This is a genomic window from Arthrobacter wenxiniae (genome assembly GCF_013376105.1).
Classification (GTDB): domain Bacteria; phylum Actinomycetota; class Actinomycetes; order Actinomycetales; family Micrococcaceae; genus Specibacter; species Specibacter wenxiniae.
The window spans coordinates 41,117-59,607 of the sequence record NZ_JAAMFM010000025.1; the positions used below are offsets into that span (position 1 = coordinate 41,117).

Annotated in this window: 7 protein-coding genes; 6 read left to right on the forward strand and 1 reads right to left on the reverse strand. The window is 57.9% G+C overall.

Annotated features, from left to right (window positions below; genetic code table 11):
- Positions 1-67: 67 nt before the first annotated feature.
- Genes pglW through G6034_RS14850 form a run of 6 tightly spaced genes read left to right on the forward strand, consistent with a single transcriptional unit; the run spans position 68 to position 17,857 of the window.
- Positions 68-4,291: a BREX system serine/threonine kinase PglW gene (gene pglW, locus G6034_RS14825; protein ID WP_176635881.1), complete on the forward strand. Its 4,224-nt coding sequence runs from the start codon at positions 68-70 to the stop codon at positions 4,289-4,291.
- Entirely contained in the window at positions 4,288-7,845 is a 3,558-nt protein-coding gene (pglX, locus tag G6034_RS14830) for a BREX-2 system adenine-specific DNA-methyltransferase PglX (protein ID WP_176635882.1), read from the forward strand. The genes pglW and pglX overlap by 4 nt, the downstream gene beginning before the upstream one ends.
- On the forward strand, positions 7,842-11,627 hold the full coding sequence (locus G6034_RS14835; RefSeq protein WP_176635883.1) for a BREX-2 system ATPase PglY family protein: 3,786 nt from the start codon (positions 7,842-7,844) through the stop codon (positions 11,625-11,627). Before pglX ends, G6034_RS14835 begins: the two co-directional genes overlap by 4 nt.
- On the forward strand, positions 11,624-14,380 hold the full coding sequence (gene pglZ / locus G6034_RS14840) for a BREX-2 system phosphatase PglZ (RefSeq protein WP_176635884.1): 2,757 nt from the start codon (positions 11,624-11,626) through the stop codon (positions 14,378-14,380). The genes G6034_RS14835 and pglZ overlap by 4 nt, the downstream gene beginning before the upstream one ends.
- Complete coding sequence (gene brxD, locus G6034_RS14845; RefSeq protein WP_176635885.1) at positions 14,373-15,722, forward strand: BREX system ATP-binding protein BrxD; 1,350 nt, start codon at positions 14,373-14,375, stop codon at positions 15,720-15,722. The genes pglZ and brxD overlap by 8 nt, the downstream gene beginning before the upstream one ends.
- Positions 15,719-17,857, forward strand: a complete 2,139-nt coding sequence (locus tag G6034_RS14850) for a DEAD/DEAH box helicase (protein ID WP_176635886.1) — start codon at positions 15,719-15,721, stop codon at positions 17,855-17,857. Before brxD ends, G6034_RS14850 begins: the two co-directional genes overlap by 4 nt.
- Before the next feature lie 21 nt (positions 17,858-17,878).
- On the opposite strand, the gene G6034_RS14855 is transcribed toward G6034_RS14850, so the two are convergent.
- Complete coding sequence (locus tag G6034_RS14855) at positions 17,879-18,199, reverse strand: hypothetical protein (RefSeq protein WP_176635887.1); 321 nt, start codon at positions 18,197-18,199, stop codon at positions 17,879-17,881.
- Between the last annotated feature and the right edge of the window lie 292 nt (positions 18,200-18,491).

Sequence of the window (18,491 nt, forward strand, 5' to 3'; positions counted from 1 at the left end):
CCAAAGTTGGTAATGTTGACTGGAAGTGTCCTGATCTGTGGGCGCATGTCTTGGTAGGGGAGCTGGTGTGGAACAAGACCGTTGGATCGATGTCAGTGATTCACAATTTCCGCATGAAGTAGAGGGCCTCAACTACCTCAAAGGCAAGATCCCGGATCAGAGCCCGTACCGTGTTTGGAGTAACTTCGAGTTCCGCGACGGACGTGGCGGGTGGCACGAGGTTGATGCACTCCTACTCGGCCGGGGGGGTCTCCACCTTCTGGAACTCAAATACTATTCTGGACGCCTCGCTGGAAGCGATACCCAGTGGCTGCGCGACGGCAAGCGTGCCGAAGCATCGCCGCTGCTGCTTGCGCGCCGTAAGGCCCAATACTTGGCCTCAAAACTCAAAGATGCCCTAAGAGATTGGGCATCCGAAAAAGGCGTCACCGTTGACGAACGGAGCATCGTTCCGTTCGTTAACCAGGCCGTTTTCCTGCATCATCCGAACTTCATCTGCGACTTGCCAGCTTCTGCTGCCCTGGGACTTTACGGACTCGACGAGGCTGAAACTACGAGCCATCTTCCGGGCATCAGCGACCTAATTGCCGAAGAGCCGCGCGTGGATCGGGCGATTGGCCAAAACCAGGAAGCAATCCTAGTTCAGCTGATGGCTCGCATCGGTCTGGTTCAACGTCGCGAACGGGAAGCAGGGTCCTGGGTCATAGAGGACGGTGCGGTAGACGAGGGGCCGGGTTGGCAAGACTGGCGTGGTTACCACAAGGTCGCGAAGCAGGAAGCTGTCCGGATCCGCTTCCAAACCACCCCTCCGGGCACCGCGCAGTCAACAGCCAGCCGCAACTACAACATTGCTGAGCATGAGTTCCGCCTCATGAGCCGGCTCTCCCACGATGGACTTCTTCGCCCTCGGGACCTCATAGATTCCGAGCTCGGTGTTGGACTGGTCTATGACTACCCTGACGGCATGCAGCGGCTGGATCTGTGGCTCGCGGAGCAGTCCAACGGAGTTCCCTTGGAGCAGCGGGTGTCCATCATTCGTCAGCTTGCGGAGGCGCTCGACTATGCCCACCGCAACCAAGTCGCCCACCGGGGATTGGGCCCGAAGGCTGTGTGGGTCAAGACTGTCCATGGCCAGCCCAAGGTACTAATCGGTGATTGGCAAAGCGCCGGATTGGCCACAAATCAGGCTCTTACCGGATTGTCCGGCGATGGAGTCACGTCACTTCTGGACATTCGGCCAGACCCGAATCAAGCGGACGCTTGGCTAACGGAAGCTTTCGAGGCGCCGGAGGGGCGTTGGAAAGCTGGCACGGCGGACCGCATCGGTGTCGATGTCTTCGCGCTGGGCGCACTTTCCTACTACATCCTCTCGTCCCAACGGCCAGCTGGCTCTGCTGCGGCTCTGCGGGAGCGGCTGCGCAATCAGCACGGACTGGACCTGTCGCTTGATCTGCCAGAGGTCTCTCCCAGTATTCGCAACGCGGTGCTGACGGCGACCAAACCGGCCCCCAGCGAACGCTTTGATGACGTTGGCAAGTTCCTTGACGCGCTATTGGCAACCGCGGGTGCTGGCGCGGACGTTGCTGAGGAACTGGATCCAGTAGACGCGGTCCCGGGTGCCGCGCTCGCCGACGGACGCTTCACTGTTGTGCGCAGGCTTGGGCGCGGGTCCACCGCCATTGGGCTGCTTGTTACTGACACGCACGACGGCGGCGCCCAGCGAGTGCTCAAAGTTGCCTTGGACGGAAAAGCCGGACACCGGCTCCAAGACGAGGCTGCGGTGCTTCATGCAGTATCTGGGTCACGGCTAGTTAAGATCGTTGAGGGTCCTATCAGTGTTGGTGAGCGGTCGGCACTCGTACTTGAAAGTGCAGGGGATGAGACTCTCAGCCAACTATTGAGGGAGCGGAAACGTCTTTCCCTGGATCTGTTGGAGCGGCTGGGATTGGACCTGCTGGATGCGCTTGTCCAATTGGATAAAGCAGGTGTTGATCACAGGGACATTAAGCCTGGCAATTTGGGGGTTAGGGCTGAACGCTCTGGCAAACACTTGGTGCTGTTCGACTTTTCCCTTTCAAGGGCGGCAGCTTCGGATCTGACGGCGGGAACGCCGCCATACGTTGATCCATTCTTGGGCGGTGTAAGGAGTCGGTTCGATTCAGCCGCGGAACGATACTCGGCCGCCGTGGTCCTATTCGAAATGGCAGCCGGTCACACGCCATACTATGGTGATCCCTTAGCTGATCCCAGTGCCGTGAATGATGACTTGACCATCAATCCCGGAGATTTTGATCGAGCCGTTCAACAACGTCTGACCGCTTTCTTCCACACCGCGCTGGCACGTAACGCCAAGGACCGTTACGACACCGCTGCAGACATGTTGACGCAGTGGCGTCTGGCCTTCCCCTCAGACGCAACTACTGCGCCGGAAAACGCTGAAGAGCTGGTTGAAAACGCCAAGCTTGATACGCCATTGGAAGTCTCAGGGCTTTCAGCAAGAGCCTTATCCGGTATTGAGCCGCTGCAGATTACCACGGTAGGCGAGCTCATGACGGTCGATCCCGTCAGGCTCAATGCGCTGCGAGGCGTTGCGCTGACGACCAAGCGTGAGCTGTCAAAACGGGCGCTGGCCTGGCGCACCAAATTTGCAAATTCAGAGTTGGAATCGGCATCTGGACTGACGCACTTGCCTTCGGTGCTGGCACTGTCAGAGGAACTAGTGGAAGCCTCCGGCGGGCGTAAGGCCGTCCAGTCGAGATCTGTTGCCGGTTTGATCCTCGGTACATTCGGTGAAGTTGACGCATTCGCAACGCAGGCCCAGCTTGGGGCGAACCTTCCTAATCCGGTTACCGCTGCCGGTGCCAATCAGCTTGTTGGAAAACTGCAGACCTCGTGGGCTGCGAACACTCAGGTGCTGGGCTATCTCTCTCACCTGTCTGAGGTAGTCAACCAGCGGATGACTGCACTGGGTGGTGTTGCGACTATTGCCGAGTTGACGGAGTCTGTACTCGCCGAGACGGCCGTTGCATCGCAACGTACCGAACGCATGGAACGTCTGGCCCGCGGGCTCCTTCGGATTATTGTTGACCGCCAGCGCGCGCTAAAGCGAGCAGATGCAGGCGGGGACCCGTTGGAACTTCGACGTCGAGACGGCAGCGCGGTACTTATTGCCCGCGAAACAGCTCTGCTGGATCTAGCTGAGCGCTTGGGGCGGGAGGCTGACACCCTCATTGGTGCGTCCGCAGCACAGCCAGTAGTGGTGCCCGCGGCCCGCGTTGAATCAAAATTGACGGCAATTGTTCGTGATGCCGGTATTGAGGATGTTCTGCTGCTGATGGAAAGGGCACGGCTGGCGTCCTTGGCCGCGGGCACGTCCCGCCGGGCTTCGGCCTCCGGTGCCGGCGAACTTCACACACGGGACTTAACCCAAGCGGAAGCTGTGGCGATTTGCTTGCGTGGTGTTGCCGGACCGCAACGGCTCACCGCCCGTGAAATCGTGGATCGGGTCAGTGTCCGTTTCCCCGCTGTTCCCACGCTGCCAACGTCTGGGCGTCTGCAGGAGCTTCTTCGTGAGGCAAACGTAGACCTTGTTCGTGATCCTGACTCCGGTACGTTTGGCGCACCTACGGTCGTGGACGCGAACTCATCGACAGCATCACGATTTGGTACAGCCACCCATCTCGGTGGGGGGATGCTTGCCGGCGCGGCTGCCGAGAGCAGGCTGCGCGAAAGCATCACTCAGCGTTCTTTTGTGGCTTTGGGGGTGCGTGCCGATCGCTCCGAGAATTTGGCCAGCCGACTGGAAATTGACTTCAACGCGCATCGCATAGATGTGACGGCACTTCTACTGGATGAACTACAATCATTGGCACAAAAGGACGGCTTCCCGTCATGGGATGCGTTGGTGCGAGCCGATGCGCTACCGGACAACGACAGGGCGACACGGGGTGTCGCTGCAGCCATTAACCTGGCAATGCCTGCTGTCGAGTCAGCCATTGCCAGCGCTATCACGTACGACCATGGCGACGAATCTAGGCCCGTGATAATTGTCGAGGCTTCCCCACTGGCAAGATACGGACACATAGACCTCATCAGGAAATGGAGTGATCTTGCCACCAGTCGCAACCAAGCCGTTTGGGTACTTGTTCCTCAACTTGGGGCAAACCAGGGCCCGCTAGTGGACGGCATATCAGTCCAAACATCTCCCAACCAGTACTTTCGCATCGACACTACCTGGATCGATGAGCACATAGAATTTGACCCAGCATCCGTTGAAGGAGCCACCGCATGACCATTGGCAAGGAACTCACCCCGAAGTTGCAGAAGCTGGTGCTCAGGGTCGAGGACGACCTTCGAACTAGGCTTGAGGATGACTCGGAACGCAAAGCTCGCTGGCAGGCAGAACACGCAGCCGCGCTAAAAGCTGACCGAACCTCTTCAGCGTGGGTCGCGTGGCGCGATGATCGGGTCACGCAGGCTGCCGTGGGATGGGTCCTAACCACAGTTTTTCTTCGCTTCTGCGAGGACAATGCGCTGTTGTCCAAAGTTTGGATTTCCGGGCCAGGTAAGCGGCGCCAAGAAGCGTTAGACGCCGAAAACGCTTACTTTCGTTCAAACCCGGAAAACACATGGCGAGAATGGATTGTGGAAGGAGTCAATCACCTCGATTCGTTCCCTGCCACCAGGGGGTTGGTGGACAAACACGCAGCGCTGTGGCAGGTGTCGCCGTCTGGTGTGATGGCCAAGGAGATCCTCGATTTTTGGCGTGCCACGGATGAATCTGGAGTTCCGGCGTATGACTTCCAGGACGAAGAGCTTTCCACACGCTTTCTTGGGGACCTTTATCAAGACCTCTCCGAGTATGCAAAGAAGACCTTCGCGCTCCTCCAAACTCCCGAGTTCGTTGAGGAGTTCATCCTCGACCAAACCCTTTCCCCCGCGTTGGCGGAACGTCCTCTTGAGGGGTTCAAGCTAATTGACCCTACTTGTGGTTCGGGCCACTTCCTACTTGGTGGGTTCCAGCGTCTTTTGGATGCTTGGAGTATCAAAGCCCCGAATCTAGAAATTCGGCAGCGAGTGCAAAAATCTCTCGACGGCATTCACGGGGTGGATCTAAACCCATTTGCGGTAGCCGTTGCACGTTTTCGATTGACAATCGCAGCTTTGCAGGCCACTGGCGAGCTCGACCTCGAACGAGCCCCTGACTTCAGTTTCCATTTGGCCGCCGGTGACTCGCTCCTACATGGCCATGCCCAGCGTGAGTTTCAGTTCGAAGGCTTTGACGCCGATGCTGAGATTTCAGGTTTCGCCTACGCCACAGAGGATCTTGAGCAACTCAAACGCATTTTACGGCCTGGCCAGTATGACCTTGTCGTCGGAAACCCGCCCTACATCACCGTGAAAGACAAGACTCTCAAGAAGCGGTACCGTGAGCTCTACCGATCTATTGGTGGCCAGTTAATGCTGACCGTACCTTTTATGGAACGCTTTTTCGGTCTGGCTCTATCGGAATCAAACTTGAGACCAGCTGGGTGGGTTGGCCAGATTACTTCGAACTCTTTCATGAAACGTGAATCGGGTTCAAAACTGATTGAAGAGTTTCTGCCAACGGTTGATCTCACTCATGTTATCGATTCAGAAGGTGCATGGATTCCCGGACACAATTCTGATGGCACGCCAACCGTAATACTCATTGGTCGAAATCAGCGGCCTGTAAGGTCTCAAGTTCGCGCTGTTCTAAGTAAGGGGCGTCGCGAGCAAAGATCGGATGCGAGTGAAGGTTTAGGTCCATATTGGATTTCAATTGCTGACCATGTTTCTGATTTGGGATTTGAGAATGATTGGATATCAATAGCTGACTTGCCGCGCGAACTCTTATCCAAGCATCCCTGGTCGCTAAGCGGGGGAGGTATCGGAGAACTCCTGGATGTTCTTATGAAGGCATCTATCACCAGCGTAGGAAAGATATCAAAAAGGGTGGGATTATTCGGTGATTCCCACGCCGATGAGGTGTTTTTTATGCCGCATAATTTCGCACGGAGGATAGGTCTCCCCGCTGAAAATCTCTCAAATGCAACTCGCGGCGCCACCGTTCGGGACTGGTTGGCGGACTATTCAGAAACGGCATTCATACCGAGTTCTTCGGTAGGATCGATGGATGAATCAAGCGTGCTTGGGTTGGCAATTAAGACATTTTGGCCACTGAGAACATCACTGTGGAGCCGTTCAGTCTTCGGTGGTGACACCTACCGAATGGCAGGCAGGTCTTGGCTTGCGTGGCATCAGCTTCCGGAGGATAAAGGAACAAGTCATATGGCCATAACTTTTGCTGAGGTGGCCACTCATAATCACTTTGTTTTGAGCCGCGGCGGAGAGGTCTTCAACCGCACTGCCCCCATCATCAAGCTGCCTGACACATCCAATGAGACTGATCAGCTTGCCCTACTTGGCCTTCTTAACTCCTCCACAACGTGTTTTTGGCTCAAGCAAAAATGTCAGCCGAAAGGTGGAGCCGCTGGCATATCCTGGATGCGTACTTACCAGTTTAATGGCGCGAATGTCAAGGACATCCCTGTGCCCGCGGTCCTGCCTCTAGCAAGAGCTGTGAAGATTGAGTCATTGGCTCGTGCTGCGAAATCACTCATGCCTAGTTCTGTCGTTTCCTCCCAGGAGCCAACAGCCACATTGCTTGAGACTGCCAGGCGTGAGTATGAGTCGATAGTTCGGCAAATGCTTTCGGAGCAGGAAGAACTGGACTGGGAAGTTTATGCGAGCTTTGGGCTAGTTGATGACGGGCTGGTCTATACGGGCGACGACCTACCGGCGCTTAATCTAGGTCAACGTGCATTCGAAATGGACCTAGCTCTCAAGATGGCAGAGGGGCAGCCTGATTCCGAATGGTTTTCTAGGAATGGCTCAATGCCAATAACTGAGTTGCCAGGTGGATGGCCGGATGAATACCGAAACCTCGTCCAACGCCGGAAAGGCGAGATTGCTAGGAACGCGAACATGCGCTTACTAGAGAGCCCCAATTACAAGCGGCGATGGGCGGGCGAATCTTGGGAAGTACTGCAGAAACGGGCCTTAGAGAGCTGGCTGTTGGACAAGTTGGGAGACCAAGCGTTCTGGTTCGATGCGCATGGTCGCCCTCTGGCTCGAAGCGTTTCTCAACTCGCCGACGCTGTCTCCCGCACCCCGGACTTGGTTAGTGTTCTGGCGCTATGGGAGAGCACTTTGGATGTAGACGTGACTAGGGCATTGACGAGGCTGTTGGAAGTTGAGGCAGTACCTTACCTGGGGGCCCAGCGGCTGACCGAGCAGGGATTACGAAAGCATGAAGCGTGGGTCGAGATCTGGGCGCTGCAGGAAAAGGAGGACGACGGTGAAGATGTGGGACGGACGACAGCACCACCTCCCTATGAGCCTTCGGATTTCCAAAGGTCGTCTTGGTGGCAGGCCCGGGGAAAACTTGATTTGCAGAAGGAACGGTTTATCTCTTACTTGGATGCGGGCCGATCCACTGACCCGACATTGTTACTCGGTTGGGCCGGTTGGGACCATGCCCAACAATTTCTGGTGCTGGCGACGCTCATGGATGAGCGCATTGGGGAGGGCATCGACGATGCAATGCTTACTCCGCTTGTCGCGGGTATGGCGGAACTCTTACCTTGGGTCAAGCAATGGAATTCAGACATGGATCCTGCATTCGGCATGAGCATGGCAGATTTTTGTGCCGCCCAGCTTGAGGAACGTATGACCCAGTTGAACCTTTCGACTGATGATTTGAAGGCCTGGAGGCCTACTGTATCTACGCGCGGCCGCCGCGTGCTCAAGGAGAAAGCATGACCATCTTGCTTCGTGACATTTTCAATATCCCCGAACGCGCTGGAGTCGAAGACTATGTTCTCCGGTTGACCGACGCAGTGAGCGGGGATGGCGCCCGGCACGCCTTGGACGACTACGTCGTTACGCCATCGTTGGTGGAAGCTTTTGACTCGGCGTTGGGTCTGGTGTCCAACGCGCTCAGCACGGGGATTAATCGTGGAGCGTTCCTGACGGGTTCGTTCGGATCAGGTAAGTCTCACTTCATGGCTGTTCTGCATGCGGTCTTGCGACATGATCCCAGGGCGCGTTCTGTCGCCGAGCTACAGGAAACCGTCGCACGTCACGACGGTGTCTTGGGTGGCGCGAATATTCTGCCGCTGGCCTTCCATTTCTTGGACGGCAAGTCCATGGAACAAGTCATCTTTGACGCCTATGTGCGCTACATTCAAGCAGCCCACCCGGACGCCGTCCTCCCGGCGCTATTTACGTCAGATGCCTTGCTTGCTGATGCTGAGAATCTCCGCGAACAGGTAGGGAACGCGCTATTCCTTAAGGGCCTGGGCGGTGACGATGGTGCTGACGAGGATGATGAATTCGCTGGCTTGCTTGGCTCCAGCGGCTGGAGTCTGGAGCGCTACCACGCGGCACGCTCTGCTCCGGCGCAGAGCACTGACCGCCAGTCGCTGGTCAGCGCCCTGGCCAGTAGCTTTTTCAAATCGCTGGTTAGATCCGGTGACTATGTGGATCTGGACACCGGATTGAAAGCTATGTCAGCCCATGCGAAATCTTTGGGGTATGACGCAGTTGTGCTGTTCCTTGATGAGCTGGTTCTTTGGTTGGCGTTCGGCATGCATGAGCCCGAATTTTTTCGCAGGGAATCCCAAAAACTCACCAAGTTGGTTGAGGGGTCCTATGGGAGCTTGGACGCGCCGTTGGTGTCCTTCGTGGCTCGTCAGATGGACCTGCGAAAGTGGTTCGCTGATGCCGGTGCCAACGGTGTCCAGCAAGAAGCATTGGAGTCTGCCTTCCGTCACCAAGAAGGGCGTTTTGCCCGGATTGAGCTGGGTGATGACAACCTGCCATTCGTTGCCAGCAGGCGTCTCCTGCAACCAGTCAATGATTCAGCCAAACAGGCAGTCGACGATGCGTTCACCCGTCTAGACCGCAACCCCAAGGTGTGGGACGTCCTGCTAGACGGTGTGAACTCTGATGACCAGCACAGAGGATCGGATGAGAAAGCGTTCCGACTGACCTATCCGTTTGCGCCTGCATTGGTCTCGACCCTGCGCTCGCTATCCAGTGTCATGCAGCGTGACCGCACTGCCCTGAAAGTAATGCAGCAGATGTTGGTGGACCGGCGAAGCCTCATGTCCATTGATGAGGTGATCCCGGTGGGCGACAGCTTTGACTACATCGTCAAGGGACAGGCCGGGGCAGCCCTTGACGCCCAGGCAGCCGCACTGTTCAGGTCTGCAAGCCAGCTGTATCAGGAAAAACTGCTACCCAAGATACTTGCCACCCACAATCTTGCTGCACAAGATTTGCAAGGTAATTCTCGTTCGACAGCGGCTTTCCGTGCCGACGACCGGCTCGCGAAGACGCTGTTGCTTTCAGCCGTCGCTCCGAATGTTCCGTCGCTCAAAGCATTGACAGCGGCACGGCTCGCCTCGCTCAACCATGGTTCCATTGCCTCCCCGCTTCCTGGTGGAGAAGCAAATATTGTACTGGCCAAGGTCAAGGCGTGGGCCAGAGAAGTCCCAGAGATCCATGTGGGTTCCGAACCGCTCAACCCGATCATTCGGGTCCAGCTGTCCAACGTGGACTATGAATCAATTGTCGAAAAGGCCAAGGGGGAGGACAATCCTGGCCGACAGCGCGAGTTGGTCCGTAAACTTGTTGCGGATGGATTGGGCCTCGAGCTGGGAGAGCCGGACGCCTGGAATGTGTATCGTCACTCGGTTGTCTGGCGTGGATCCAGACGCGAAGTTGAGCTGGTATTCGGCAATGTTCGTGATCCCGGGTGGCTTAGCGAAGATCATTTCCGTGCCGGACCTGGCTCTTGGCGGTTCGTCATTGACCATCCCTTTGATGAACAACAGCACACGGCAGCAGAAGACATTGAACGGATTGAAAACCTGCGAGCCCGCAACTTTACATCACGAACAGTTGTGTGGCTGCCCCGGTTTTTGTCTACCGATTCCATGCGAGACCTCCGTCGTCTGGTGGTCCTCGACTGGTTGCTCGCTACCGGTGACCGGTGGAATAGCCACGCCAACCACCTAAGCGAAGTCGATCGGCAACAAGCACGCGGTATTCTCGAATCCCAACAAGCAGCCCTGCATGAGGGCCTATTACGCATCACCCAGCAGGCCTATGGTGCGGCGACGCCCGCACAGGGTGCCCTGTTGGAAGACGCTGCACATGCTGAGGTGCTTTACTCCCTCGATCCTGAATACGTGCCGCAGCCTCCTGTTGGTGCAACACTCGGGGCCGGCTTCAAGCAACTGGTCAGCAGGGCCTTTGAATCCTCCTATCCGGGACACCCACGCTTTGAACCCGAAGACACCGAAGTGCGGATCTCCGATCTGAAGGCGGTCGCGGCCGCGTTGGAAGCGGCAGCAACCGATCCTGAGGGCAGGGCTGCATATCCTGGTGACTCACGCCCCGTGCGCCGCATCGCAAACCCACTCGAAGTGGGACTTGCGGGGGAAACCCATTTCCTCTTTGGCGACGCACGATTTGGTCCTTGGGGTGCCGTCCTAGAGCGGGGACTATCTCTGGCGGGTATTGACAACGAGAACCCGGTCAAGGTCTCGCAACTGCGCGAGATTATTGACGCGGCTGAGCCAACACACGGATTGCGCCATGAAGTTTCAGACCTGATCATCATCGCCTGGGGACTTCTGCGACAACGAGCATGGTTCAGGCACGGTGGCGCCATGTCCGTGGCTCCTGCGCCAGGTTCGCTGGATCCCAGCATGGAGCTACGGCCACAGCCAATGCCTTCTGAAACGGAATGGGAAAATGCGCGGGCCACTGCGGGCCGCATATTTGGCATCGAAGCCAGCAAATACCGCACTCCTGCGGCGGTGGCAAGCCTTTCCGAAGCTGTCTGTGCACTCGCAAAAAACAAGAATGGAGATGCGGAGCTACTGGTCCGGGAGATTGAAGCCGCTTCGAACCGACTGACACACGACGGCGGATCACGGTTGGAATTGGCACGGGGACTCGCCAAGTCTGTGGCTGTACTTCAACATCAAAACGGTGTCACCCTGATTCAATCGTTGGCGGCATTGGACCTTTCTGCAACACCAACGGAGGCCAGCGCATCATTGTCAAAAGCTGCTGAAGTTGCAGCCGCATTGAGGCGTTTCCAATGGTCAAGGCTGGACCCTGTGCGCACTGCTGCAGAGGGTCAAGGGTCAAGGGCGGAGTCTGCCCAGGCAATCTTGGATCGGCTTATCCGCGCGTTGCAGTCCCACGAGTACGCACACTCGTGTGCCGAGGCATTGCGGACGGCTGAAGATGAGATTTTTGGGTGGCTCGCGAGTACGCCATCTGCCTCACCAGTACCCGTTGCGCCGATGCCAGTTCCAGGCCCTTCGCCGGAGCTGAATCCCAATTCGGTCCCGCAGCACCCTGACGAAGTGCCTTTGTTCAAGGAAGTACCTACCGCCAGCGGCCCGGCCGGTGGCCATTGGCAAAGCGGTTCAAGCTCTGACGCAGCGGTCACTCAGCTGAAGGAGTTCATTGCGAACAATCCCGGCCGTAAGATCGAGGTCCAGTGGAGGATTGTCGAGTGAGTGCGCAAGTGAGCGTCGCGGGTACGGTTAGCACCGCCGTTGTCCGTTCGCTGATTGCCTCTGCACGCAAGCATGGCGAACAACGCGTGATAGGCATCCGGGCTGTGCCTGACCCGTCGGCAGAACGCAGATTTGCCGACTCCGGCGAGGCTGTTCACGTCCTCCCATGTATTTCGTCTCTTGCGGTTCGACAAGCACTGCTTGAGCGAGCTCCACAAGAGTGGCTGATAATTCTAACGGACCGGCCCACGGACGACCTAGGTGCGGGCATCCTGGCCCATTTTGTCAACCAGCGGTTGCAGGCACCTGGCGTATGGGATGCGCTTAATGAGAGGTTCGGCGCAGACCGGATTGATAGGCATTTGGCCACTCTCAAGAAGCGGTTGGAGGTGTCCCAAGGACTGTTGCGCATTACACCTGACGACGGTTGGCCCGCTGCTCCAGGGGCGGTGCTGACGATGGACCATGCATTTGGCACGGTTGCCCGGCGCCGGTTAAAGCTGGCCGATGGACCTGTGGATGCCTTCAGTGTTTTGGAGTGGACAACAAGGCCCGACACGGCTGAACGAGTTGCAGACTTGCGCGAATTTGGTGGTCCGGAATTAGCTGAGGCCACCTTGGAATGGTTGACGTTGCAAACAGGCCCGGCGCGGTTGCCGCTGCAGCGGTTGTTGGAACTGGGCCGTTTTGCTGAAGCGCTGCCGCTGGCATTTGCTCTGCATATTTTGACCAGCACGGTTGGCCGATCAGCACAGGAGAAAGCGCTCACAGAGCTGGCCTTGGCCCGGCTCGAATACTTGTGGACTGGTTCTGGCGAACAAGTAACCCACCCAATGCTGGTGTCTCTCGGTCACGCTGCGCGCAGCGTCATTGAAGCGCATCTGGATTCCCCTGCGAGGTGGCACGAAGCGCAAACCGCACTTCAAGCCGCGGACAAGGTGCTGTCAAAAATTCAGGCAGCCACTGTAGGCCATGAATCCATTCTGCTTCCCACCGGACTATCTGCAGCGCTACAACGACTGGCGAGTGCCTTGTCGGCATTTCCAGAGACCGGGATTGGCGCCGTTGAAGCGTTCTGGACTCCAGTCGAAGCCCATCGGCTGGCCTATCCGCCTCGAGGGAGTGAACCCGATCCGAGGGTTGCTCCATTCCATTCGGCGGTCCGCTTAGCACGATGGCTCGATGGTGAAGATGCCACCCCCACTACTTTTGCCGATGCCGTGCGCCTCCAATCGCGCGAGCATGCTTGGGTTGACATGGCCTACAACGATGCTGCAGCAGGGGTCAGTGACCAGCTGCTCGCCGAGAGCCTCGCGCATGTTTTGAAGCTCGTAGAACAAAAGCGCCAAGGCCATGATCGATCCTTCGCCAGGTTGCTGACCGCATCCATCTCTGCTGACGAGGGCCACACGACCGGTCGATTGGATGGTGAAGGCGACGGAGTTTGGCATCTGGAGCGTCTCCTGCCTTCAGTGGTGATGCCGTTGGCTCGCAAGACTAATGCGCTGCTGTTGGTTCTGGATGGCATGAGTGCCGCCTCTGCCGCGGAACTCTCTTCGACCGTTCTGCGGGGAAATGAAGGATGGGTAGAAGCCATCCCGGTGTCCAGCCAAAGGCGTGGAGCCGCCGTGGCTGTACTGCCCACGCTCACCACGCTGAGCCGCGCATCTTTGTTCAGCGGCGAACTGACCAGCGGTGGGCAATCGCGCGAGTTGGCTGGGCTTGCGGCAGCGGCAAAGTCGGGCGGCATCGCCCAATCAGTGCTGTTCCATAAGGCACCACTAGATTCGGCTCGACCGGGCCTGTCCCTCCATGATGACATTGCGACAGCGATTGCCGACAGTCAAACAGGGCTGGTGGCGTGTGTCCTGAATACCATTGATGACGCGTTGGACAAGAGCGACCCCGCCGGCACTACTTGGACACCGGAGGCTATTCGACACCTGCGTCCGCTCCTGTCACATGCCATGGCCGCCGGGCGGGTGGTTGTTTTGACCTCCGACCATGGGCATATTGTGGAGCGACGGCGCGGAGAGATGCGGAGCGTTGGCGGAGCCAGTAGCGCGCGATCAAGGTCCGTTGAAGGGGCTGCCAGTGACGACGAGATCCTTGTCCAGGGCCGTCGTGTAATGGCAGAAGGTGGGCAGGCTATTCTGGCCGTAGATGAGACTCTGCGCTACGGACCCATCAAAGCCGGCTACCACGGGGGGGCCTCACCGGCCGAAGTCGTGGTGCCGGTGGTGGTGCTGGCGCCAATGGATAAGGTGCCTGCAGGGTGGAAAGAAGCGCCTCTTCAGGAACCTCTTTGGTGGTCTGTGGCCGCCACCAGCGCGATGGCACCAACCCAGACAGGCAACGCAGGGCTTATTGCCACAGACAAGGGCAATACGGCTTCCCTTTTCGGTGAGCTCGATGCTCAACCTGTGCCCGAGACGCTGGCCCGGATTGGTGGCGGGATTATTGTATCGGCAACTTACAAGGCTCAAAAGAACATTGCCGGGCGACTTGCCGTGGCCGACGGACAGGTTGAGACTCTCCTGAACGCACTGGCCGCCGCGCCGGCGACCCGACTGACCAAGGAGGCTTCCGCCGTCGTGCTCCAAGTCCCGCCGACCCGAATGGGTGGGGCAATTGCCCAGCTGCAAAAGCTGCTCAATGTGGAAGGCTATGGTGTCCTTCGTGTGGATGGCGCACAGCTGGTGTTGGATGTTCCGATGCTGCGTGAACAATTTGGGGTGACAGATCATGGATGAAGTGTCCCCACGGAGGCGCAGGGAAGTCATTGATGCGCTCCGCCGAGGCACCGTCCCGGCCAACGGGCTTGACCTGCTTGCCGTTGGCCTGGATCGTTTTCAAGGCGCTGTCGAGGAAGAGCTGACAGCGGTATCCGGTGGTGGCGCTGTGGTGAAGGCTGTGCGCGGCGAGTATGGGACGGGAAAGACGTTCTATACCCGTCATCTTGCTGAGAATGCACTCAAGCGAGGGTTCGCGGCTGCCGAGGTCCAGATTTCCGAGACCGAAACACCGTTACACAAGCTTGAGACTGTTTACCGGAGGATCACTGAATCGCTCCGAACTGCGTCCGTGGCGCCGAGCGCCTTTCGCTCGGTTTTGGACGCGTGGCTATTCAACCTTGAGGATGACGCGATTGCTGCTGATCCTGGATTGGCAGACGGGCTGGCGGCGGACTTGGCCGCGGCCGTTGGTGATTTGCTTGATCGGCGACTGGCCGAAGTCAGTGCCAAGACGCCGGCGTTTGCCCAGGCATTACGTGGATACCACGCTGCGGTGGAGGCAGGTGATGCCGCATCGGCCGACGGGCTTGCCGCTTGGCTCGGCGGCCAGCCACACGTGGGAGCCTCCGCCAAGCGTGGCGCCGGCATCCGCGGGGACTTGGACCACTTTGGCGCGCTCGGATTTCTGCAAGGCCTGTTGTTAATCCTGCGCGATGCCGGGCACCCTGGGCTACTTGTGGTCTTGGACGAGGTTGAGACGCTACAGCGCATGCGCTCCGATGTCCGCGACAAAGCACTCAACGCGCTGAGGCAACTCATGGACGAGGTGGATTCTGGACGGTTCCCCGGACTGTACCTGGTGATGACTGGTACCCCAGCGTTCTTTGACGGTCCGTCTGGCGTGCCGAGGCTCGCGCCACTGGCTCAGAGGCTTGCCACGGACTTTGGTACTGATTCACGATTCGATAACCCACGGGCCGTCCAGATCCGACTGGCTGGATTTGACCGTGCTTCTTTGGAAATGCTGGGCGGAAAGGTCCGGAACTTGTATGCCGCGGGCGCAGCGGATTCTGAACGAATCCACCATCTTGTGGGCGATGACTATCTAGTGGAGCTGGCTGCTGCTGTCACAGGAGGACTGGGAGGGAAAGTCGGCATTGCGCCACGTATATTCCTCAAGAAGCTGGTGGGGGACGTGTTGGACCGTGTAGACCAATTTGCAGATTTCGATCCGCGTCAGCACTACGCGCTTACCTTGGCTAGGGAGGAACTGAGTCCCGAGGAACGCAATGCGGCGGGCGGCGCCGTCGAGCTTGTTGGTGCTGCCACATCGGTGGACGACGTTGATATAGAGCTATGACGAATGTTGGCGGTTTCGATGCGTTGAATCCCGTTGTTCAGCACCACGTTGCGAACACCCTGGGATGGCCCGGACTGAGGCCGCTCCAATCCGAGGCCATTGCTCCAGTTCTTCGAGGCGATGACTGTCTCATGCTGGCGCCCACGGCTGGTGGGAAAACGGAGGCTGCCATGTTTCCGTTGCTTACCCGCATGGCCGAGGAGGAATGGACAGGAACGTCAATCCTGTATGTGTGCCCCTTGCGGGCGCTGCTGAACAACTTGGAACCGCGCGTGGCCTCGTATGCGGGGTGGGTGGGACGAACTGCGTCCGTTCGCCATGGAGATACGACGGCGGGAGCACGCAAACGCCAAATACTCGACCGCCCGGATATTCTGTTGACCACGCCAGAATCCTTGGAGTCGATGCTGGTGTCCACGCTGGCAAATCCACGACAGATTTTTGCTGATGTTCGGGCGGTAGTCGTTGATGAAGTTCATGCCTTTGCGGGCGATGACCGCGGCTGGCATTTGCTCGCAGTCCTCGAACGGATCGCTCACCTGTCAGGGAATCCTCTGCAACGAATCGGGCTTTCTGCCACCGTGGGGAATGCGCCAGAACTGCTGGCTTGGCTTCAAGGAAGCAACCGTGTTCGGGGCATTCGTTCCACTGTGGTGGCGCCAGATAGCGGTCCTGCGGCCATACCTGATCTTCAGCTCGACTTTGTGGGAAGCGATGCGAATGCGGCCAAGGTTGTCGCGGCACTGCACCGCGGGGAAAAGCGCCTCGTGTTTGCGGATTCCCGCCGGACAGTGGAAAAAGTCTCCCTTGGGCTGCGCGATTTGGGAACAGAAACCTTCGTTTCACACTCTTCGTTATCGGTAGACTCCAGGCGTCAGGCGGAGACCGCATTTTCTGAGGCCAGAGACTGCGTAATCGTGTCGACGTCCACGCTGGAGCTTGGCATCGATGTCGGCGACCTCGACCGGGTCATCCAAATTGGGGCGCCCCAGACCGTGGCGTCACTATTGCAACGTCTGGGCCGAACAGGACGGCGGCCTGGGACATCTCGGAACATGCTGTTCCTTTCAACGGATGACGCACAATTCCTGCGTGCTTGCGGACTATTGCTCTTGTGGTCTGAAGGCTACGTGGAACCGGTGGTACCGCCGCCGTCGCCCCTCCATGTTGCAGCACAGCAATTGCTTGGACTCACGTTGCAGGAGCGGAGGGTAGGGACTGCAACATGGCCGGAGTGGTTCGCCGGGCTGGAACTTGCCACCCCCGAGGACTGGCAAGAGATCTCGGCATGGTTGGTGCAAACCGCGCACTTGGATTCAGACCAGGACATGCTGTTCATGGGGCCGGAATCAGAGCGAAAGTATGGCGGCATCCACTACAGGGATTTGATGGCCGTCTTTACTGCAGACCCCCAAGTGGTGATCCTGCACGGGCGGGAAGAAGTCGGATCGGTGGATCCCATGCTCTTGCAGCGCAAGGTCGAGGGACCACGGCTCCTAACCCTGGGCGGGCGTGCCTGGCAAGTCAACTACATTGATTGGAAGCGGCACCGCGCATACGTAGAACCATCAGCCACGGCCGCGGATTCGAAGTGGGCCAGCATGCCGCAACCGGAAGCGTATGCCTTGAGCGATGCGACGAGGCGAATTCTCTTGGGACAGGAACCATCCGGGGTGCCTTTGTCGAAGAGGTCCGTCGCGAAGCTTGCCGAATTGCGCGAAGAGTATGTCAGCCGGGTTGCCGGCGTCAGCACTGTTTTAGTCAGGGAAGCAACTGGGCGCTTGAGGTGGTGGACTTGGGCCGGTGCGCGCGCCAACTCAGTGCTCGTCGCAGCTTTGTTGAAAGTTGCGCCTGAGCTGGTTGATGAGACTAGGGCGTATAACAATTGGCAGATTGCACTGCGAGGAGATACAACTGCGGTTTCACTCGGAGCCGCGCTTCAGCAAGTCCTGGCTTTGGCGACCGAGGGCGCAGCTGACTTTCTGCCGCAAATCGATGAACGAGCCTTGAAGACGTTGAAATTCTCCGAGTTGTTGTCGCCAGCCATGGCCAAAGATACTCTGGCCCGGAGGAACGGCGACCTGGGCGTTGCACTTGATATTGCCGCGCGTCCGGTGTCGTCAGCTTTTGTTTAGCAGGTTGTATCCTCATGCTGACTACAGCTTGTCGATCCAGGTATCTTCTTCACGCTGGTCCCATGCCGATCCTGTTTTGGTTGGCGTTGCACTCTGCAGCTGTTTCAGTCGCTGTATGATGGCGTGCGCCTCGTGGGCATGCAAGTCGCTCAGGGATGGCACCTGCCGAGATATGTAGCGCTGGATGGTGTTTTGCCGCTCCTCCAGGCCGATGATCCCGGCTGCGTCGAGTCCTTCGCGGATCTGTTGAACCTGGTGGTCCTTGATCGGAATGTCTCGTTGTGGGGCTGGTGCAGGCTGGAGTTCATCGGGGGAATCGAAATCAAATAGTGCGTCACTCATAGTTAGTTCATCTTACCCACAGCGAAGCGGACGAAACCCACGAGCCGGTAAAATGCGCCCTCTTCAGAGATTCCGTGGAGAGACTTCCGCTAGCTAGAGAGGCTCATGCCAGAGTGAGAGACCTTACTTGTGCGGAGTCTGTTGAGCGACCTTTGCGCAGCTGCGTTCCCACCAACGGATGAAGCAAATGAACGCTCCGATGGAACCACAACGATGTCGACGCCACTCTTGAAGATAGCCTCTATGTCGCTATCCCGGTTGCGGCGCTCTGGTAGCAGCTTGGTCGGTTTCG